Below are 20,028 nucleotides of genomic sequence, written 5' to 3' on the forward strand. Positions count from 1 at the left end.
GTGATGGCCGATCGAAGGGGGGAGGCGATCGGGACGCTCGAGTTCGTGGCCCGATCTCCGAGTCGCGTTTCGATCCTCGAAACGCTCGCAGAGGACGGTATCGCATCGAGAGACTCGCTGGCCGCCGAAGTCGACGTCGTCCGGACGACGCTCCAACGAAGTCTGCAGGGACTGACCGATCGAGGGCTGATTCGTGAACGGAACCGACAGTACGAGCTGACAGCTGCCGGCGCGCTCGTCACGAGTGGCCTGTCAGCGGCGCTCGAGCGAGTCGAGGCGGCGACGCGTCTCAAGCCGGTTCTCGAGCGGCTCCCGGCGGAGACGTTCGACTTCGACATCGAGCGGCTCGCCGACGCGACCGTGGTCGAATCCACGACGGCCACTCCCTACGCACCGGTCGAGCGCCACGCGGCGAGCCTCGCCGACGCGAAACACGCCCGACTGCTGCTGCCGGCGGTCGGAACCACGCCGATCGAGACGACACAGGACGCACTCGAGACGGGCGCGACTGTCGAACTGGTCGTCACGACGTCGATCGCAGAGACGCTTCGGACGGCATCACCGATCGCAGAGCAGTTCATGGCCGTCGTCGACAGCGACGGACTCTCAGTCTCTGTCGCTCCGGCGGAGATCGAATTCTATCTCGGGATCGTCGACAATACTGTCCAGATCGGCGTCCACGACGAAAGCGGCGTCCCGGCGGCGCTACTCGAGTCGACTGACGACCGAGTCAAGAACTGGGCGATCGATCGGTTCGACGCGTTCCAGCGACGAGCGATGCCGTTCGAGCGCGAGGCGTAAGTCAGTAATTCTCGAAGAGCCGCGGTGTGCACGCCGTGCACACGCTGTGTGGGGCACACTGATATCGTCTCGGTTCGCCGTACTGGATGCGGCAGGTGGTGGGTCGATGGCCGCACAGCAGCGTCCCCTCGCAGGCGCTGGATGGAGACTTCTCGGCGGGCCGCATCCGACTGTTTCGACCTCGGCCCGGTCCGACCGGATCAGTCTTTCTCACCGGTGTCAGGAAACGCTTTGAGCGTCCAGTTCCACACTGCGAGCATGAGTGAAAATCGCGTCGTCGAAGGGCGAATGGTGACTGCAAGAAAGCTTGCCGAGATCGTCGAAGGTGACTCCGTGATGGAAGTCGACTCGATCGAAGAGGCCGATCAGGAGTGTCCGGCGTGTGGCGGGTCCGTCTTGACAGTGACGTACATGCCATCCGTGACCGAACTCGTCACAGGCCGTAAGTGTCAGGACTGCGATTGGAGTGAGACCGACCGGAACTAATCTGCGTCAAGACCGCTCTATCTCCGCCGAGAACTCACGAGAACACGGACGGTAGCGTCGCTTCGTCGATCCAGAACGCCTCGACCGCCCGGCCGAGTGCAGCGAACTCAGCCGGATCGCTCGGTTTCGTGAGATACGCGTTCGCACACAGCTTGTAGCTTTTGCGGATGTCTTCGGTCGCTTTCGAACTCGTCAGCACGATGACCGGCAAGGCCGTCAGTTCCTGTTCGTCTTTGATGGCCTCGAGAACAGCGAAACCGTCAGTTCTGGGGAGGTTCAGATCGAGTAGCACCAAGTCGATGCTGGGGCCGGACGTATCGCAAACGTGCTCCCGCAGGAACTCGAGGGCTGCGTCGCCGTCGACGACCGTGTAAAACGTCGGCTCGAACCCTGTCGCTCCGAACGCTTCCTGTATCAGGCGAACGTCGCCGGGGTTGTCCTCAACGAGCAAGATAGACACGGACTCGGAGTCGGACTGTTGAGACACGGGTCTGCTCGCTCGAGTGAAAGGAAGCTGCAGGCTTAAGGCTACGTACAAAGCATGTTGGGATCATACCGGCTGCGTCAGTGATCGATGATCATTGCTGCGGTCATCTGCTACCGCTCGACGATCGTCCCACCGGCTAATCCGTCCCACTCGACGCGGTAGCCGAGTCGCGAAAGGATTGCGCTCGCATCGGAGAGGCCGTCTGCCTCGAGCACCGCCTCGGCGTTTTCGAGCGCCATCCCGGCCTCGAGGTCGCCCTTGATCGACTCGAGGACGGCAGGCCGCACCAGCGTCCGACCGACCCGTTCGTGGTCGGGCGTGGCTTTGTCCGCGAGGGCAGCCGCGCTCACGCCGTGGCGTTCGGCGAGCGCCTCGAGCGTGATGACGTCGTCGTCCGGCTGCAACGTGTCGGGAAGCTGTGCTGCATCCTCGGCAACCAGCTGTCGTTCGTACTCTCGGAGGACATCGGCGACGTCTTTGACCCGTACCGTCCCCGAGTAGGGGATCGCCCGGTGGTCACGGGCGGCGATCTCCTCGCCGACACCCAGTGAGTCGTCGACGGCGACAAGCATGGCGACGTCCTCGAGATCGGCGAGCTGGGAGAGCTTCTTCTGGACGTACTCGGGCGTCCAAAAGCCCATAATCTCGAAGTAAATGCGGAAGTCACCGTGGGCGTACTCGAAGGCGAAATCCGGGATCATCACCCGCGTGCCCGTCGCGAGCGGTTCGGGTTCGCGGACGAGGTCCCAGTCGAGATCGAGCGTCGAAAAGCGAGCGGCGAAATCAGCTTCGACGCCGCTGTCGAAGGAGACGTCGGCGACCGGCTCAGCGTCGGGAACCCGAATCGGGTCCGCGTCGGAGAGTGTCAGCGTTCGCTCTGTGCCCCGGTCGTCGATCGTTGCCTCGAGCTGCCACGCGTTGGCACTCGCGACGGTCCGCAGGAGCCGTGCAAAGCGGGTGCCATACCGCCGGGTCGCCCGAAAGAGGTGTGTCGGACCGGTGACGATGACCTCGCGTTCGGAGAGCCGGTCCGTCCTCTCGTCCTCGAGCCGGCGAATCTCGTACATCAAACGCAGGCGCTTGATCGCCGAAAGCAGCGCTTTGGGATCGCTCGAGCGCACGCGCACCTCGGTCGCGTCGAACAACGCCGTCTGGGCCAGCGAGAGGTTGTACTGGGCGACCAGCCCGTCGGGATCCCAGCGGGGTTCGACTGCGGTCAGGACCTGGCGCTCCTCGAGATCGGCGTAGAGCGCCGTCTCGAGGTCATCGGCCGACACGTCGAGCGATTCGCTCGCACGAATGAGTGCCATCGCGCGCTCGTCTTCGGTGACGACGCCGACCGCTTCAGCGGCCTCGAAGGCGACCCGGCGGGCACGGTCGGGCTCGATCGCCGCGTCGGTTTCGAACGTCGCCTCCCGTTCGACCAGCGCCGCGAGGCCACGAGCGAGTTTGAAATCGTCGGCCTCGCGCTCTCGCGGTTGCCCGCTCGAGTCATCCGGGACACGTGGCGTCCCGCGTTCGAGCCCCGTGAGTGCGTCTTCCAGCGCTGCCCGCGGCTCGCCGACGTGACCCTGATAGGTGCCGATGACGCGGGCGGCGAGTGGCCGATGGCTCCGGTCGGCAAACTGGGGATGATACCCCCCGCCGGCCCGCGAGACGCGCAGCAGGTCCTTCGTCAGCATCAGTCTCGAGTCGGGGCGGCGACGGCAAAAGTGACCCGAACGGCGGCGTCTCGCAGCCGGGTCTCATACGGTTTGCTGTAACTGTTTACCGGAGGGACCGCAGGACGGCTCGCGGTCACTCCGGAAATGACTTACAGCAGACCGTATCAGGGACGCGCCTCGGTCGCCGGGATTACGGGGGCTCCGGTATAACGGCTCGGTATGGACGATTCGGGCCTTCGGATCACGTACGAAACCCACGACGGCGTTCGGGAGCTGATCGGACGGCTCGTCTACACGCTCGAGGGCATCAGCCTTGCGTTCGACCGGTGGGACGAGGAGTACGTCAGCGGTCCCGGCCTGTACCTCGCCGTCGTCACCGGTCCGTCGGTCGCCGACTTCGCGGATCCGATGGGCCACAACCGTTGGCCGACGGACCGCTGTCGGGAGGTCCATCGAGATTCAGACAGCTTCTTCGAGACGGCTCGAGAGGTGGCGATGACCCGCGACGGTGCGGTCGTGATCAGTGTCGATGGCGTCGTCCAGGAACAGCTAGTCCGATTTCGCGACCTCGCCCCCGACGAGCTCGCGGACGCGGCCGAGTCGGCCGAGTACGAAGGCTGGATGGGGGCGCGCCACATGAGCGCGCTGGACACCTCACGGCGACAGAACGTGGTTGCGACGGTGACGCTCAGCGAGGAGACCGGTCGCGTGACGTGCTTCCAGTGTGGGTCCTTTCAGACGTCCGAACGGCCGGCCCTCGGCAGTGAGTGGAACGTGGAGGGATACGACTAGTACTCCGGTCACGTCACGGAACGCTCGAGAAACGCCGCATTAGCGTCGCCTCTCAGCGACGCGCTCTTCCCCGGTCCCCTCGCTCACAACTTCATAGAGCAGCGCACGGTTTCCGTCCGCCGTTGGCCGCAGGATCCGCCCAAGTCGCTGGGTGAATTCCCGTTCGCTGCCGCTGCCCGAGAGGACGACCGCGACGTTCGCGTCTGGCACGTCGACGCCCTCATCGAGGACGTTCGAGGTCGCGATCCGGGTATACGTCCCCTCGCGGAAGCGCTCCAAGATCTCCCGGCGTTCCGCCGCTCCAGTTTGGTGAGTGATCGTCGGGATCAGGAACCGCTCGCTGACGTCGTACGCGAGATCGTTGTGTGCCGTAAAGACGATGATCCGCTCGTCGCGGTGCTCGTCGAGGACCTCGGTGAGCGCCTCGAGTTTGGCTTCGCTCCCAAGCATGATCTCACGCGCACGCTGGCGCGCGAGTAGCGCTTTCCGGGCTTCGGGATCGTTCCCGGACCGTTTGACGAGTTCTTGATAGTCCGAGCCGCTGCGCATGTCGATACCCGACTTCGCGAGGTAGCTCGTGAACACGTCCTGATTGCGCTCGTATTCTTCGCGCTCGTCGGCCGTCAGTGTCACCTCGAGTCGCTTGATGTCGTAGTCGGCAAGGTGGTCGCCGGCGAGGGCGTCGACGTCGACGCGGTGGACGAGCGGGCCGACGAGGTCCTCGATCACCTCGTGTGCGCCGTCGGGGCGCTCGAACGTCGCGGTCAGCCCCAGCCGTGCCGGTGCGGCCAGCAGGCGTGCGATTTCGCGGTAGCCTTCGCCGCCGAGGTGATGGACTTCGTCGAAGACCACGCAGCCGAAGCGATCGCCCACGGAATCTGCCTTGAGGTACGCCGAGTCGTACGTCGAAACGGTGATCGCCTCGAGGCGCTGTTCGCCGCCGCCGAAACGACCGATCTGTCCTCCAAATTCGCGTTCGAGTTCGCGCTGCCACTGCTCGAGGAGGTCGATCGTCGGCACGACGACCAGCGTCGGGACCGCAAGCCGTTCGATCGCTTTCAGCGCGATGACGGTCTTGCCACTGCCGGTCGGCAGTTCGAGGACGCCTGCGGGCGCTCGCCCGATCGATTCGAGGGTCGGCCCGTCGACCCAGCGGTCAGTCTCGAGCCACGTCTCGAGCGCCGTCTGCTGATAGTCGCGGAGTTCGTACGCCGACGCGAGGGGAGCCACTGACTCGAGTTCGAGGACGCGATCGTCGATCGCGACGGCTGTTCCGTCCAGTACAGCCCGCAGGGCGGCATACTGACCGGCGGGGAGCCGCCAGCTGTCAGTTCGCGGGTCCGCCTCGAAATCGGGCAGGGTCGTCTGCAGCGACGACGGCGAGAGCGGCGACTGCTCGAGGCCGTCGAGTCGGATCGTGCCGTCCTCGTAGCGGAGGTCGATCGCCGTGGCGTCGTCCGCCGAGACCCGTGTCACGGTCTATAGTCGGGACAGCATGCACATATACGGTCGGGTGTTCGGTGGAACGCTGTGCCGTCCCGCGGGCACACAGGGTGTGTTCCAGCGGGGCCGGTCTCAAACCGATGCTGTCGGGTAGAACTCGCCTGCGGTCAGTATTATCCCGGCTCGTACTAATAGAATAACGGCGTTTAGGCCTAGATGGAATACGGTAATCGGGTACCTCAACCCTTTTATTACCGCTGTTCGTTGACTGCCATATGAGCGAAGACGAGGGAACGAACGCGTCAGCCCAGGGTGTCCCGTCCGAGGAGCAATCCGACGACGGCGAGACGGCCGACGCCGATCCTGAGACGGCGACTACCGGGGCGTCGGAAGCGGCAGCCGAACCGGTCGACTCGGACTCGAATGCGGCCGAAACGATTGACGACGCGGCTGGCGAGGCTCCCGAAACGACCGAGGACGTCCAGCACATCCTCGATCGCATCACCGAGTTCGACGACGACCTCGCCCACGAGGTCACTTCGATCGTCGACGAGACCCGCGACCTCAACGAGACCGTGACCCACCAGCGCGAGGAACTCGAGGATCTCACGGAACGCATCGAGTCCCAGGCCGAGACGATCGATCAACTGCAGGCCAAACTCGAGGACGCCGAAGCGACGATCGACGAGTACGAAGCCGAGATCGAGGATCTGAAAAGTCGGCTCAAACGCAAGCAGGCGGACTTCCAGAACTACAAGAAACGCGCCAAAAAGCGCCAACAGCAGATCAAAGACCGCGCCACCGAGGACCTCGTCGAGCGACTTATCGGCGTCCGCGACAATCTGAAACGCGCTCTCGAGGAGGAAAGCGGCGACGCCGAGAGCCTCCAGCAGGGCGTCGAGATGACGCTGCGGGAGTTCGACCGCATCCTCGAGGACGAGAACGTCTCCGAGATCGATCCCGACCCCGGCACCGAGACCGATCCACAGCGCCACGAGGTCATGATGAAAATCGACAGCGCCCATCCCGAAGGAACCATCGCCGATGTCTACACGCCCGGCTACGAGATGGGCGAGAAGGTCATTCAGAACGCACAAGTGACCGTCTCGAACGGCGAACTCGAGAGAGACGACGAGAGCGACGCTGACGCTGACACGCCGACCGACGACGCCGACGCTACAGCCACGGACGAAGACGACGCTGACGACACGATCGAACTCGGCGGCGACGTTGCCGCTGACGATGCGGCCGACTCGGACGACTCCGATAGTAACCACTGAAAGTCAATGCACACCCGATCGCACGANGATCGAACTCGGCGGCGACGTTGCCGCTGACGATGCGGCCGACTCGGACGACTCCGATAGTAACCACTGAAAGTCAATGCACACCCGATCGCACGAGGGCTGTGCGATCGGTGTGTGAATCGTTTTAGTTGCTACTATAATCCACCATCCCCGGAGCCGATCGCTCGAGTCCCTGTCCGGTCGTGGTGGCCGTTTTTACCGCAGCCAAACTACGGGAATTCGACGTGTGAGTGGCTACAGCCACGTTTTATTCGCAGCCCACTCGTCCCTAGTAACCTTTAAAACAAAGTGCGCACAATACCCGTCCAGAATGGCGAGCAACAAGATTCTCGGAATCGACCTTGGGACGACGAACAGCGCGTTCGCGGTAATGGAAGGTGGCGATCCGGAGATCATCGTCAACGCGGAGGGCGAACGGACGACGCCCTCGGTCGTCGCGTTTACCGACGACGACGAACGGCTCGTCGGCAAACCGGCGAAGAATCAGGCGATCCAGAACCCCGAAAAGACGATCGCCTCGATCAAGCGCCACATCGGCGAGGACGACTATACAGTCGAGATCGAAGGCGAAGAGTACACGCCCGAAGAGATCTCGGCGAAGATCCTCCAGAAGATCAAACGCGACGCCGAAGACTATCTGGGCGACGAGGTCGAGAAAGCCGTCATCACGGTCCCCGCATATTTCTCGGACCGACAGCGCCAGGCGACCAAAGACGCCGGCGAGATCGCCGGCTTCGAGGTCGAGCGCATCATCAACGAACCGACGGCTGCGTCGATGGCCTACGGCCTCGACGATGACTCCGACCAGACCGTGCTCGTCTACGACCTCGGTGGTGGCACGTTCGACGTCTCCATTCTCGATCTCGGTGGGGGCGTCTACGAGGTCGTCGCAACCAACGGTGACAACGACCTCGGTGGCGACGACTGGGACGAGGCCATCATCGACTGGCTCGCCGACAACTTCGAGGAGGAACACGGCATCGACCTCCGCGAGGACCGCCAGGCCCTCCAGCGGCTCAAAGACGCTGCCGAGGAGGCCAAGATCGAACTCTCCTCGCGCAAGGAAACCGAGATCAACCTGCCCTTCATTACGGCGACCGACGACGGCCCGATCCACCTCGAGGAATCGCTCACCCGCGCCAAGTTCGAGTCGCTGACCCAGGACCTGATCGACCGCACGGTCGACCCGACCGAGCAGGCGCTCGAGGACGCTGGTTACAGCAAAGACGATATCGACGAGGTCCTGCTGGTCGGTGGCTCGACCCGCATGCCACAGGTCTCCGAAAAGGTCGAGGAACTCATCGGCGAAGAGCCCCAGAAGAACGTCAACCCCGACGAGGCCGTCGCGCTGGGCGCGGCGATTCAGGGTGGCGTCCTCGGCGGCGAGGTCGACGACATCGTCCTGCTCGACGTCACGCCGCTGTCGCTGGGGATCGAGGTCAAAGGTGGGCTCTTCGAGCGGCTCATCGAGAAGAACACGACGATCCCGACCGAGGAGTCGAAGATCTTCACCACCGCGGCGGACAACCAGACGACGGTGCAGGTCCGCGTCTTCCAGGGTGAGCGCGAGCTGGCCGCCGAAAACGAACTGCTCGGCGAGTTCCACCTGACCGGCATCCCGCCGGCCCCTGCAGGGACGCCACAGATCGAAGTGACGTTCTCGATCGACGAGAACGGCATCGTTAACGTCTCTGCCGAGGACAAAGGCAGCGGGACCAGCGAAGAGATCACCATCGAGGGCGGTGCTGGCCTCTCCGACGAGGAGATCGAGCAGATGCAACGCGAGGCCGAGCAACACGCCGAAGAAGACCAGCAGAAGCGCCAGCGTATCGAGGCCCGCAACACCGCCGAGGCTACGATCCAGCGCGCCGAAACGCTGCTCGAGGAGAACGACGAGCAGGTCGACGACGACCTCCGTGCCGACATCGAGGCCGCGATCGAGGACCTAGAGGAGACGATCGACGACGACGATGCCGACGCCGAGGCCATCGAGACGGCGACCGAAGAGCTGAGCACGCAGCTTCAGGAGATCGGCAAGCAGATCTACCAGGAAGCCGGTGCCGCGGGTGCTGGCGGCGCTGCCGGCGGCGCGGCAGGCGCAGGCGCTGGCGGTGCAGGCATGGGCGGCATGGGCGGCGGCCCGAACCCCGGTCCCGACGCCGGTGCGGGCGCTGCCGACGATGAGGACGAGGAGTTCGTCGACGCCGACTTCGAGGACGTCAGCTTCGACGAGGACGAAGACGACAAGTAACGAGAACGGCTCGCCGGCGGTTCCGTGACCCGCTATTTCCTATTCTAGACGGGCGCTCGCGGGAACGTTCGTTTCAAGTGTCTCAACCGAGTATCGGTGGAACAACGAATGAGCGAGGACTTCTACGACGTTCTCGGCGTGAGCCCCGACGCGTCTGCCGAGGAAATCAAACAGGCGTATCGGACGAAGGCCACCGAGTATCATCCCGACGTCAGCGACGACCCTGACGCCGAGGAGAAGTTCAAGAAGATCCAGAAGGCAAAGCAAGTCCTGACCGACGAGGAAAAGCGCCAGGCCTACGACCAGATGGGCCACGACCGCTACGAACAGGCCGAGAAACACGGCTTCGACGCCAGCGAGGCTGGCGGTGCCGGTGGCATGGGCGGCGGCCCCTTCGGCGGCATGGGTGGCGGCATGGGCGGTGGTGGTATGGGCGGTGGCGGCCTCGGGGACCTCTTCGAACAGGTCTTCGGCGGCGGTGGCGGTGGCCGCGGCCGCCGTCGCCCCCGCAAAGGACGCGATCTGCGCACCGAACTCGAGATCGACTTAGAGGAGGCATATGAGGGGGCCGAAAAGCAGTTCACGGTCGAACGGCCCGAAGAGTGTGCGGTCTGTGACGGGGCGGGCCATCCGCCGGAGGCCGACGCCGAGACCTGTCAGGAGTGTCAGGGCCGCGGCCAGGTGACACAGGTCCAGCAGACGCCGCTGGGGCGCGTCCAGCAGACGACGACCTGTCCCCGGTGTGAGGGCGAGGGGACGATCTACTCCGAGACCTGCGATGAGTGTCGCGGGGAGGGCTACGTCCGTAGCGAGGCGACCCTAACTGTCGAGGTCCCGCCGGGCATTCAGGACGGGCAGACGCTCCGGATGGAAGGCGAGGGTGCGCCGAGCCCCGACGGTGGCAGCCACGGTGACTTGCTAATCGACGTCTCGATCCGCGAGCACGAGGAGTTCGAACGCGAAGGCGACGACCTTCGGTATCGGCTGCCGATCTCGTTCCCGCAGGCGACCTTCGGCGATACCGTCTCCGTGCCGACGCTCGACGGTGCCGTCGAGTTCGAAATCCCCGAGGGAACCCAGAGCGGCGAGACCTTCCGCCTCGAGGGCAAGGGCATGCCCCGCCTGCGCGGCCGCGGCCACGGCGACCTCTACGTGAAAGTGCAGGTCGTCACCCCCGAGAGCTTGAACGAGGACCAACGCGAGGCGCTCGAGGAATTCGCCGAGGCCGGTGGCGACGAGATCGAAATTAAGGAAGGCTTCTTCGAGAAGATCAAACGGGCGTTCTAGAGCGGTTTTGGGATCCATATCCGCGTTTTAGTCTCGTCGTCGCTTCTCATACGGTCTGCTGTCAGTCGAATCAGCTGCTGGTGACTTTATATGTACGACATTGGTACACACGAACGAATGTGTGTCAGTGAGCGACGGGGTGGTGCTGTGACTCGAGGGACGACATGACGTCGATCGTCGAGCTGTTCGTGCAGGTGGCCGGCAGCAATCCAGTGATACAGGGGTTCGTCGGCGGAATCGTCATCGCGACGCTGAATCTGTTCGGCGCATTGTTGGTGCTCGTCTGGCGTGACCCCTCGAAGCGGGCGCTCGACGGCGCGCTCGGGTTCGCGGCCGGCGTCATGCTCGCCGCGGCGTTTACGAGTCTCATCATCCCCGGAATCGAGCAGTATTCCGGTGGTGACCCGATCCCGACGCTCGTGGGCGTCGCACTGGGTGCGCTCTTTCTCGATCGGGCCGACGTGCTCGTCCCGCACGCACACTATCTCCTGACTGGCCGCCGGCGGACGGACGAAGCCGATCCGAGCACGTCGCTGCCCCTGGACAACGAGCGCCTGGTTCCCGTCGTCCTGTTCATCCTGGCGATCACGCTCCACAACATGCCCGAGGGGTTGGCCGTCGGCGTCGCATTCGGCTCCGGTGACGTCGAGAACGGGGTCGCGCTCATGCTCGCGATCGGTATCCAGAACATCCCGGAGGGCCTCGCCGTCTCGGTGGCGGCGATCAACGCCGGACTGGATCGGCGCTTCTACGCGGTATTCGCCGGGATCCGGTCCGGGGTCGTCGAGATTCCGCTAGCGGTGCTCGGTGCGCTGGCAGTCAGCGTCGTCGAGCCATTACTTCCCTACGCGATGGGCTTCGCTGCGGGGGCGATGCTGTTCGTGATCTCCGACGAGATCATTCCCGAAACACACACCCGCGGCTACGAGCGGATCGCCACGCTCGGCGTGATGGCCGGCGTGATCGTGATGCTGTATCTCGATATCAGCTTAGGCTAACGAGGGTCGGCCCGCCGTATGACGGCGTTCGATGGCAGTACCGGAAAACTGAGTCGGCGCGCTTTTTTCCCCGCGCTTCCCACGTTCGAGTATGAACGCCGCGACGGTCGACGACCTACTTACCCGGGAACTCCGCGACGACCGAACCGGGCTCGTCGACGTGACGGGCCGGGAGTACGACTACCACTGGCTGTGTACCACCGCCTGGAAATCCGGGAACTTCCTGCGCCACGCGGGCGTTCGCGAGGGTGTCACCGTCGGCGTCGTCGGTGACGGCCCACTGGCCCTACTCGCCTTTTTGGGGACGACACTGCTCGAGGGGACGACCCACTTCGAGCCGCCGACCGACCTCGCCGAGGCCGAGGAGTTCCAGGCGCTCGTTGCACCCGTCACCGAACTCGACGACTACGACCTGCCACGGGGCGCACAGCGGGTCGGCTACGGCGACAAGCCCGACGCGCCGGACGTCCACCACTTCGATGCCGGCGTCTGGACCGAGAACCCGTCGTTCCCGCCGCTATCGATCGACCCCGACACGGCGATCCTGACCGACGGCGAGCAAACGGTGACCCACGAGGAGGTCCTCGAGGCTGCAGACGCGGTCGTCGACGATGCTGGACTCGAGGCCGGTGACCGCGTGGTCATCCGCGCACCGCTGTCGGACCCACGGACCGTCACGGCCGGCGTGATCGCGCCGTTGCTGGCCAGAGGCGTGATCGTGTTGCCTACTGGGGACGAGGAGCCGACCGAACGGGGGACGTACGCCGTCGTGAGCGAGTCGACCGCGTCGGTGCCGGAACCGACCCGTATCGATCTCGATTCTGTCGCACTGTAGAGAGTTCGCACCGGGCTCGGCCCGCCGTGTTCGGAGCACAGACCGCACCGGGACCTGAGGCCGATCGGCTCAGGTCGCCGCTCCCCGGAGTCGGCTCGTGCCGAGGCCGACGGCGGCGAGGCCGGCGACGACACCGGCGGCAACGAAGACGCCTCTGACGCCTGCAAACGGCACGAGCGCCCCGAACAGGACCGGCGAGAGGAACTGCCCAGTGTAGCCGAAGGAAGCGATGTACGAACTGAACTGGCCCTGCCGTGCCGGCGGGGCGAACGCTTCGACCCATGCGAACGTCGAGGGGAAGACCAGCCCGACGCCGAGTCCGAACAGGACCACCGGTATCACCGCGCCCGTGGGAGTTCCGACGGCGGTTGCGATCCCGAATCCGACGGTCCAGAGGACGAGCGCCGCCAGCACGAGCGCCGATCGGTCGACGTACCGCAGTAGGCGGTCGTACGTGATTGCCGAGAGACCACCGGCAGCGCCGTTGGCTGCGAGATAGAGGCTGATCTTCAGGGAGTCTGTCACGTCGATACCGGCCAGAAACTGTGGATAGAACACGACGATCACGTACAGCAACGCGTTCGCACCGAAGTACAGCAGGTACACGAGCGGGAGCGCCGGCCGGTCGCGAAACACGGAAAGCACCGCTGCGACGTCGCCGGTCTCGTCTGCGGCCCCGTCACGAGTGTCGTCGGCCGAATCGATCTCGGGGATCGTCAGGGCAGCGACGACGCCAAGCGGCACCGCGATGAGATAGATGCCAAACGGCAGGTTCCACGCGACTGCCCCGGCCGCACCGCCAACCAGCGGCCAGACTGCCGCGCCAGCACTGTTCGCACTGCTGCGATACCCCAGCGCCCGTTCCATCGCCTGCCCGTCGTAGAGATCGTAGATGAGCACGGTCACCGACGTGTAAACCGCGGCGGTGCCGAGTCCGAGGACGATCCGAGAGGCCAATAGCGGATACAACGAGTCGACGAACAGCCCCGCACCGCCGCCGAGGCCGTAGACGACGAGTCCGCCCACGAAGGGCCGACGGGCTCCGATCCGATCGACGAGCGACCCCGTAAGCGGGCTCGCGAGGACGATGACGCCACCGTGAGTCGTGATAACGAGTCCGGCTGCGAGCCCGGAGACGCCGAGTTCGCGCTGAATCCGGGGCACGACCGGGCCGAGAACTGCCCCCGCCATGACTGTCAGCGTCGCTGCCGCCACCAGTACCCAAAGCGTTCGTCGAAGCCGTCTCGAGGTTGCCACTGCGCTTTCTTCGGCAGACGAGTCACAACAGGATTGCGGTCAGCCGGCGGTTCGAGCCGCTCCAAACTATCGGAATATTCAGTAGCGCGTTTGTGATTCCGGAAGCAGGGCCGGAGCGCAGGGTCCACTGGATGTGGCGGACAGTCGTCACGCGAGTCGAGAGCATCAGATAGGGTTATAGCCTCGGAGTCGATACGACCCGGTAGCAATGCAATACGACGCGGTCCTGTTCGACTTCGACGGGGTCGTGGTCGAGAACCCCTCGTCCCAGCGACTCTACGACGCGCTCGGCCGAACCTACGAAAAATTCGGTCGCTCTGGGCCGGCTTCCGAAACGTTTCAGGAACTCATGCGTGGCGACTTCGAGTCGCTCGCCCAGCGGTGTCACAGCCTCGACATCAAAACGGACTCGTTCTGTGCCCAGGCCGCCCGGGAGATGGTCCAGGTCCAGCGTGAGGAAGTCGAACGTGGGCTTCGCTCTGCCTACGACGACGTCGCCGCGATGCGGTCGCTCGAGGCACCCCTTGGAATCGTCAGCGACAACCATCCGACCGTCGTCTCGACGCTGCTCGATCGATTCGGGCTCCGATCGCTGTTCGAGACCGTCTACGGCTGTCCGCTGACCCCCGACGGACTGTCCCGACGCAAACCCGATCCGACGAACATCGAGGCCGCGATCGCCGATCTCGAGGCCGAGACCGCGCTGTACGTCGGTGACCGGGCCGTCGACGTCCACGCGGCCGACAACGCCGGTATCGATTCGGTGCTCATCTCGCGGCCCGAAGCCGACGAGCCCGATTTAGATGCGACGCCGACCTATCAGCTCTCGTCGCTGTCGCAGCTTCCGGCTGCGCTCCGGTAGTGGCCTGCTTCTCGATCCACGGCCTCCGGATTCCGGATCGCCGCCTCGAGCGGACGTGAGCCTCAGCCGGGAACCGACGAGCGCCGGATCGATGCAGATTCGTGGCCGCGCTTTTTGCGCCTCCATGCCGTACACGACGTATGGGTCCCGACGACACCTGGACGAGCCTCCGGAAGCAGTGTGAAGCCCTCGAGCCGGGTGCGGAACTGATCACACCGGTCTCCGAGCGGCCGTTCGGCATCGAGCGAACCGCAGCAGATCGGATCGTCGTGCGGTTCGGGGACAGCGGCGAGCGACAGTCGCTCTGGCGCGAACAGTTCGTCGTCGTCCTCGAGCGACTCGAGGAGGAGGCGATCGCTATCGAGCGACTGCAGCCGGGGGTCGAACCGTATGCAAGCGTCGTGACCCTCACCGACGAGTATGCGGTCGACGACGGGACGATCAGCTCTGACCCCGATGCCGTCGCCGGGGAGAGTCCGTTTCTCATTTCTGCGGCGGACGCACGGGCCCCGCGCGAACGCGTCCACGACGACGCGTTGCTTCTGGCGGCGCTGCTCGAACGGCTCGAGACGGACGAGTTCACAGCACTCGAGACCGACTCCCTGACTGATCTGTACGTCCTCACATCCGATGTCCAGCACGGCACCGATCGACTGCGTCGCTCGGCGCGCGAACCGCTGCTCGAGCGGCTGGGGCCGGACCAGCAACGCCACGGGCGATACGGAACCGTCCGGCGGACGACGCGGGAGCGTCGCCGGCCGAAGGATGCCGAAACCGTGTTCGCCGCGCTCGACGACCGCGGTATCCCCCGCGAGTGGATCACCGGCATCGACCGGGACAAACTGGACGTCGTCCTCGCGGTGACTGAACTGGAAGAAGACGAGGTCTACGACGTCGACGAAGACGTCTACATCCAGAAGACAGGCGTCGACGAGGACGAAAAGTACTCGCGGCTGCAGGGACTCGCAGACCGGATCGACGACCTCGACGATACCGAGGGGGAAGCCCTGCGCGAGGAACTGGCCAACATCGAGAAGCGACTCGATGAAGCGCTGTCGAACGGCTAGCCGCGACGAGGAGTACGTCGTCCGTCTCGAGAGGCGACATCCGTTTCAATCAGCCGTTCCTAGTTCGCCACGAGAACGATGCATGCTCGTCGAGCGGGGACGGGGCCCCGTCTCCTGATGGCCCTGATCGGGTTCCTGCTGTTGCTGTGGTATCTCTCCCTCGCAGCTGTCAGCGTCTGGGCGCTGTCGGTGCTTCGAACGTCGGCACCCGGCCTCGGGACGACACTGCTCGTGCTCGTCGGGGGCGGCTTGATCGGCGGCTATCTGAGCTACCGGTTCGGAACGAAACAGTTGCTCTCGAGCATCGATGCAGTCGAACTGCCGCGATCGCACGCACCTGCGTTCTACCGGCGACTCGATCGGCTCGAGGCGCGCATGGATGTCGACTCACCGACGATTCTGATCGCGCGGTTGCCAGCCCCGAACGCCTTCGCGCTGGGGGGTGGTCGTGACGGCGTGATCGTGCTCGATCGGTCGCTCTTTCGGCTGCTGTCGCTCGACGGACTCGAGACGCTGGTCGCTCACGAACTCGCTCATCTCGAGGGATACGACGCGTTCGTCCAGACGCTCGCGTACAGCGTCTTCCGAACGTTCGCCAGCGTCGTCTTCGTGGTGTTGACGCCGGTTCTGCTACCGATCGTGGGCACAGCACGAGCGCTCGCGTGGCTCCGTGGTGACCCCCGGTCGTGGTCGCGGACGGTCTTCGGCCGCCTGCTGGAACTCGTCGAGAGCGGCGTGGTGGCTGCCTTGCTGCTCGTGACGCTGGCTGTTCGGGCTCACTCGCGCCGGCGGGAGTACGCCGCCGACGAGCGAGCTGCCGATGTCACCGGGAAGCCGGTCGCACTCGCCCGCGCACTGCGGACGATCCAGCGGGCGGCGGAGCCTCCGCGTGGACTGCTCTCGACGCTGTACGTCCACACTGAGTCCGACGAGGACGCGATGACTCGGCTGCTGTCGACGCATCCCTCGACCGACGATCGGATCGAACGACTGCTCGAGCGGGCACGGGAACGCGACGAGCGGACGCGAATACCGGTCACGGTTCAGTGACGGCTGACCCGGTCGAACCGGTTCCGGGGCTGGAGCACGACTACTGTTTGCCGGTCCACCCCCAGTCGACACACGTCGGCGAGTCATCGGCGACAATCGTGGCCCCCGAGCAGATCGGACACGCGGCGTGCGTCCCGCCGCCGGCGATGGATCTCTCGACGGAACGATCGGATCAGACTGCCTTCGGGACGGACGGATGACAGGTCGCACAGACCTCTCGCGTTCGGCGGTGGGTCATGGTGTCGGACCGGTGTCGATGCGTGAAAAGCCGGGAGACGTTATCGCCACAGTGTTCACACTCCACCATGGTATGCTATTCGTTGTCATGGCCCAGTATAAGTCTTTGCCAGATGTGTCACACATCCACATCATTCGGATGTATCAGACCTAGTTTCGGTGTATTACCCACCGTTCATAATTTGACTGCATCCAGAATACAATATATGTCAAATCCTGTTGTGCTGCGAATGGACGTCGGATCTGGAACAGGGCCGTGCGATCAGCGTCGTCGAGCTGTCGAACGACCGGCCCGCCAGCCGACACAAGGGACACGGACCGTGATCGACGGTATGGCAACCCACAAACCCTTTTGGCTGCACGTCGCCTACGTCGAATCATGTACGTTCGGGACGCGAAAAACAGAGAGGAAGTCTGGTTGCTGGATCACATCGAGGCGATGGGACTCGATGAGACGGCGTTTCGCTCTCGCGACTACGTCGTTGCTATCGACGAGGCATCCGGCGAAAAAGCCGGCTTCGGCCGGATCCGCGTCCACAAACCCGATGACTCGGACGATGTCTGTGAGTTAACTAGCATCGGCGTCCTCGAGAACTGGCGCGGACAGGGCGTCGGGGCCCACGTTATCGAACGGCTCGTAGAGTACGCCGGCGACGAGGGGTTCGATACCGTCTACGCTCTGACCGGCGAAGGTGCCTATCTCGCCCAGTTCGGCTTTCAGCGGATCTCGGAGTCGGATCTACCGACCGTGCTCCAGGATCGACTCGAGGCCAAACGCGAGGGGTCCGATCCGGACGCGGTCCCGCTATGGATCGACGTCGATGAGTTCCAGATGCCCGAACGGCTCCGCGAGGCGTTCAAGCGCGCGCCGGAAGGCCGCGAAGACGCGGACAGCAAGGAGTCGCCCGAGGACTTCGGCATCGATCCCGACTCGGCGACATACAAGTACGATACGGGCCAGTGACGGTGGCACACACCGACAGCGATGCTGGACTTGTGAATGGGTCGTCGAACGCCGAAATCCATACCCAGATGCAGACGGTGAGTCAACAGTCATGACTGCGAACGGATCCGAGGGAACGACCGAGACCGAACACGCCGATCGCGACGACGCGGACGACGTTCGCGTCTGGCTCGTCGAGCGAACGTACGGGGACGATGAACTCAACATCGTTATCCTCGTGTACGCGACCGAAGACGGCCGGCGCTATCACCGCCGGGAGCGAGCGCTGACCAGTTTTACGGGCCCGAAACGCGAGACCAAAGCCGGGTTGTGCGTCCCGCCCGAGTCGCTCGGGACCGTCGACGACCCGGACACGCAGGCTCGCTATGCCGAGGAAGCCTCACGGATGGCCGCCCGACACGAACCGGACGACAACGTCTAAACGTGCACCGGTCGGCCCAGTGACACGATAGGGGGCCCCTGAGCGTGTTCATCAAAGTTCAAGCCCCGTGCCGTCCACGCTTTTGATAATGTTCGATCCCGACGAACTCGAGGAGATCCGTGCCAGCAAGGAGGAGTGGCACGAAGAGGAAGTAGAACCCGTCCTCGACCGCTTCGGCGAACGCAAGGAAACGTTTACGACCGATACGGGCGGCCAGGAAGTCGATCGCCTCTACACCCCAGCGGACGTCAGTGACCTCGACTACGAGGAGGACCTTGGGAATCCCGGCGAGGCGCCGTACACGCGCGGTGTCTACTCCACGGGCTACCGCGGGCGGCTCTGGACGATGCGCCAGTACGCCGGCTTCTCGACGCCGGAAGACACCAACGAGCGCTATCACTACCTGCTCGATCAGGGCCAGACCGGCCTCTCGATGGCGTTTGACCTGCCGACCCAGATGGGCTACGACTCCGACGCCGACATGGCCGCCGGCGAAGTCGGCAAGGCCGGCGTCGCGATCGACTCGCTCGAGGACATGGAAACCGTCTTCGACGGCATCCCGCTCGACGAGGTTTCGACCTCGATGACGATCAACGCGCCGGCGTCGGTGCTGCTGGCGATGTACATCGCCGTCGGCGACCAGCAGGGCGTCGACCGCGAGGAACTCCGAGGGACGATCCAGAACGACATTCTGAAAGAATACATCGCACGCAACACCTACATCTATCCGCCGGAATCGTCGATGCGGATCATCACGGACATCTTCGAGTTCTGTGCCGAGGAGACGCCGAAGTTCAACACGATCTCGATCTCGGGCTATCACATCCGCGAGGCCGGCTCGACAGCCGCTCAGGAACTGGCGTTTACGCTCGGGGACGGCATCGAGTACGTCGAGACGGCGATCGAGGCCGGCCTCGACGTCGACGACTTCGCACCCCAGCTGTCGTTCTTCTTCAACGGCCACAACAACATCTTCGAGGAGGTCGCGAAGTTCCGCGCGGCCCGTCGGATGTGGCACGACATCATCGAGGAGCGCTTCGACCCCGACGACCCCAAGTCCAAGCAGCTCAAGTTCCACACCCAGACTGCCGGCTCGATGCTGACTGCCCAGCAGATCGAGAACAACGTCGTCCGCGTCGCTTACCAGGCGCTTGCGGCCGTCCTCGGTGGCACCCAGTCGCTGCACACCAACGGCAAGGACGAGGCACTTGCCCTGCCGACCGAGGAATCCGTCCGCACGGCGCTGCGCACCCAGCAGATCCTTGCCCACGAATCCGGTGCAGCCGACACCATCGACCCGCTTGCCGGCAGCTACTACGTCGAATCCCTGACCGACGAGGTCGAAGAGGAAGCCTACGAAATTCTGGACGAAGTCGAAGAGCGCGGCGGCATGCTCGAGGCCGTCGAGCAACAGTGGGTCCAGCGTCAGATCCAGGATACGGCCTTCGACCGACAGCGCGAGATCGAAGAGAAAGACCGAATCATCGTCGGTGTCAACGAGTTCGAAATCGAGGACGAAGAGCCCGAGATGGACGTCGAAGAGGTCACTCAGGAAGACCAGCAACGGAAGATCGACGGCCTCGAGGAGACCCGCGCAAACCGCGACGACGAGGACGTCGATGCAGCACTCGAGGCCCTGCGGGACGCCGCCCAGAGCGACCAGAACCTGATGCCGTACATCATCGACGCCGTCAAGACCTACGCGACGGTCGGCGAGATCTGTAACGTCCTACGCGACGAGTTCGGCGAGTACCAGCCCGGCAGCGCGGTCTAACGGGACACACTCGAGCACCCACAGTCCGAATCGGTACTGACCCCG

At 64.3% G+C, this 20,028-nt stretch carries 19 protein-coding genes; 15 read left to right on the forward strand and 4 right to left on the reverse strand.

The window, feature by feature from the left end:
* The first annotated feature begins 3 nt into the window (after positions 1-3).
* Positions 4-801, forward strand: a complete 798-nt coding sequence (locus C476_RS09760) for a helix-turn-helix transcriptional regulator (RefSeq protein ID WP_008012392.1) — start codon at positions 4-6, stop codon at positions 799-801.
* Between the two features lie 258 nt (positions 802-1,059).
* Positions 1,060-1,287, forward strand: a complete 228-nt coding sequence (locus C476_RS09765; RefSeq protein ID WP_008012393.1) for a DUF5795 family protein — start codon at positions 1,060-1,062, stop codon at positions 1,285-1,287.
* A 34-nt stretch (positions 1,288-1,321) separates the two neighbouring features.
* On the opposite strand, the gene C476_RS09770 is transcribed toward C476_RS09765, so the two are convergent.
* Complete coding sequence (locus C476_RS09770; protein ID WP_008012394.1) at positions 1,322-1,774, reverse strand: response regulator; 453 nt, start codon at positions 1,772-1,774, stop codon at positions 1,322-1,324.
* A 110-nt stretch (positions 1,775-1,884) separates the two neighbouring features.
* Entirely contained in the window at positions 1,885-3,456 is a 1,572-nt protein-coding gene (locus C476_RS09775) for a DUF790 family protein (protein WP_008012395.1), read from the reverse strand.
* 201 nt (positions 3,457-3,657) lie between these two features.
* On the opposite strand from C476_RS09775, the gene C476_RS09780 reads away from it, so the two are divergent.
* Complete coding sequence (locus tag C476_RS09780; protein ID WP_008012396.1) at positions 3,658-4,230, forward strand: diadenylate cyclase; 573 nt, start codon at positions 3,658-3,660, stop codon at positions 4,228-4,230.
* Between the two features lie 39 nt (positions 4,231-4,269).
* On the opposite strand, the gene C476_RS09785 is transcribed toward C476_RS09780, so the two are convergent.
* Positions 4,270-5,706, reverse strand: a complete 1,437-nt coding sequence (locus C476_RS09785; protein ID WP_008012398.1) for a DEAD/DEAH box helicase family protein — start codon at positions 5,704-5,706, stop codon at positions 4,270-4,272.
* Between the two features lie 242 nt (positions 5,707-5,948).
* Here C476_RS09785 and grpE point away from each other — a divergent pair, with 242 nt between their 5' ends.
* The 5 genes from grpE to C476_RS09810 all read left to right on the forward strand — a co-directional run bounded on the left by grpE (position 5,949) and on the right by C476_RS09810 (position 12,351).
* Positions 5,949-6,953: a nucleotide exchange factor GrpE gene (gene grpE / locus C476_RS09790; RefSeq protein WP_008012399.1), complete on the forward strand. Its 1,005-nt coding sequence runs from the start codon at positions 5,949-5,951 to the stop codon at positions 6,951-6,953.
* 337 nt (positions 6,954-7,290) lie between these two features.
* Entirely contained in the window at positions 7,291-9,231 is a 1,941-nt protein-coding gene (dnaK, locus tag C476_RS09795) for a molecular chaperone DnaK (protein ID WP_008012400.1), read from the forward strand.
* A gap of 108 nt (positions 9,232-9,339) precedes the next feature.
* Positions 9,340-10,518: a molecular chaperone DnaJ gene (gene dnaJ, locus C476_RS09800; RefSeq protein WP_008012401.1), complete on the forward strand. Its 1,179-nt coding sequence runs from the start codon at positions 9,340-9,342 to the stop codon at positions 10,516-10,518.
* A 164-nt stretch (positions 10,519-10,682) separates the two neighbouring features.
* On the forward strand, positions 10,683-11,516 hold the full coding sequence (locus C476_RS09805; protein WP_008012402.1) for a ZIP family metal transporter: 834 nt from the start codon (positions 10,683-10,685) through the stop codon (positions 11,514-11,516).
* Positions 11,517-11,607: 91 nt separating this feature from the next.
* On the forward strand, positions 11,608-12,351 hold the full coding sequence (locus tag C476_RS09810; protein ID WP_008012403.1) for a hypothetical protein: 744 nt from the start codon (positions 11,608-11,610) through the stop codon (positions 12,349-12,351).
* Positions 12,352-12,420: 69 nt separating this feature from the next.
* Here the strand turns inward: C476_RS09810 and C476_RS09815 are convergent, their stop codons facing one another.
* Positions 12,421-13,608, reverse strand: a complete 1,188-nt coding sequence (locus C476_RS09815; RefSeq protein ID WP_049911702.1) for an MFS transporter — start codon at positions 13,606-13,608, stop codon at positions 12,421-12,423.
* Positions 13,609-13,816: 208 nt separating this feature from the next.
* On the opposite strand from C476_RS09815, the gene C476_RS09820 reads away from it, so the two are divergent.
* The 7 genes from C476_RS09820 (at position 13,817) to C476_RS09855 (ending at position 19,983) form a co-directional block, all read left to right on the forward strand.
* Positions 13,817-14,470: an HAD family hydrolase gene (locus C476_RS09820; RefSeq protein WP_008012405.1), complete on the forward strand. Its 654-nt coding sequence runs from the start codon at positions 13,817-13,819 to the stop codon at positions 14,468-14,470.
* Between the two features lie 140 nt (positions 14,471-14,610).
* Positions 14,611-15,537, forward strand: coding sequence for a hypothetical protein (locus tag C476_RS09825; protein ID WP_008012406.1), 927 nt, complete (start codon positions 14,611-14,613; stop codon positions 15,535-15,537).
* A 117-nt stretch (positions 15,538-15,654) separates the two neighbouring features.
* Entirely contained in the window at positions 15,655-16,587 is a 933-nt protein-coding gene (locus tag C476_RS09830) for a M48 family metallopeptidase (protein WP_008012407.1), read from the forward strand.
* Positions 16,584-16,787, forward strand: a complete 204-nt coding sequence (locus tag C476_RS18715) for a hypothetical protein (RefSeq protein ID WP_008012408.1) — start codon at positions 16,584-16,586, stop codon at positions 16,785-16,787. The genes C476_RS09830 and C476_RS18715 overlap by 4 nt, the downstream gene beginning before the upstream one ends.
* A 416-nt stretch (positions 16,788-17,203) precedes the next feature.
* Positions 17,204-17,788, forward strand: coding sequence for a GNAT family N-acetyltransferase (locus tag C476_RS09845; protein ID WP_008012409.1), 585 nt, complete (start codon positions 17,204-17,206; stop codon positions 17,786-17,788).
* A gap of 91 nt (positions 17,789-17,879) precedes the next feature.
* The gene (locus C476_RS09850; RefSeq protein WP_008012412.1) at positions 17,880-18,209 is read left to right on the forward strand and encodes a hypothetical protein; all 330 of its coding nucleotides are present in this window, start codon (positions 17,880-17,882) and stop codon (positions 18,207-18,209) included.
* An 88-nt stretch (positions 18,210-18,297) separates the two neighbouring features.
* Complete coding sequence (locus tag C476_RS09855; protein ID WP_008012414.1) at positions 18,298-19,983, forward strand: acyl-CoA mutase large subunit family protein; 1,686 nt, start codon at positions 18,298-18,300, stop codon at positions 19,981-19,983.
* Positions 19,984-20,028 lie beyond the last annotated feature (45 nt).

This window comes from Natrinema limicola JCM 13563 (assembly GCF_000337475.1).
Lineage (GTDB): Archaea > Halobacteriota > Halobacteria > Halobacteriales > Natrialbaceae > Natrinema > Natrinema limicola.

Coding starts and splice junctions, on each gene's coding strand:
- C476_RS09760 (WP_008012392.1), top strand. CDS start 4: ATGGCCGATCGAAGGGGGGAGGCGATCGGGACGCTCGAGTTCGTGGCC.
- C476_RS09765 (WP_008012393.1), top strand. CDS start 1,060: ATGAGTGAAAATCGCGTCGTCGAAGGGCGAATGGTGACTGCAAGAAAG.
- C476_RS09775 (WP_008012395.1), bottom strand. CDS start 3,456: ATGCTGACGAAGGACCTGCTGCGCGTCTCGCGGGCCGGCGGGGGGTAT.
- C476_RS09780 (WP_008012396.1), top strand. CDS start 3,658: ATGGACGATTCGGGCCTTCGGATCACGTACGAAACCCACGACGGCGTT.
- grpE (WP_008012399.1), top strand. CDS start 5,949: ATGAGCGAAGACGAGGGAACGAACGCGTCAGCCCAGGGTGTCCCGTCC.
- dnaK (WP_008012400.1), top strand. CDS start 7,291: ATGGCGAGCAACAAGATTCTCGGAATCGACCTTGGGACGACGAACAGC.
- dnaJ (WP_008012401.1), top strand. CDS start 9,340: ATGAGCGAGGACTTCTACGACGTTCTCGGCGTGAGCCCCGACGCGTCT.
- C476_RS09805 (WP_008012402.1), top strand. CDS start 10,683: ATGACGTCGATCGTCGAGCTGTTCGTGCAGGTGGCCGGCAGCAATCCA.
- C476_RS09810 (WP_008012403.1), top strand. CDS start 11,608: ATGAACGCCGCGACGGTCGACGACCTACTTACCCGGGAACTCCGCGAC.
- C476_RS09820 (WP_008012405.1), top strand. CDS start 13,817: ATGCAATACGACGCGGTCCTGTTCGACTTCGACGGGGTCGTGGTCGAG.
- C476_RS09825 (WP_008012406.1), top strand. CDS start 14,611: ATGGGTCCCGACGACACCTGGACGAGCCTCCGGAAGCAGTGTGAAGCC.
- C476_RS09830 (WP_008012407.1), top strand. CDS start 15,655: ATGGCCCTGATCGGGTTCCTGCTGTTGCTGTGGTATCTCTCCCTCGCA.
- C476_RS09845 (WP_008012409.1), top strand. CDS start 17,204: ATGTACGTTCGGGACGCGAAAAACAGAGAGGAAGTCTGGTTGCTGGAT.
- C476_RS09850 (WP_008012412.1), top strand. CDS start 17,880: ATGACTGCGAACGGATCCGAGGGAACGACCGAGACCGAACACGCCGAT.
- C476_RS09855 (WP_008012414.1), top strand. CDS start 18,298: ATGTTCGATCCCGACGAACTCGAGGAGATCCGTGCCAGCAAGGAGGAG.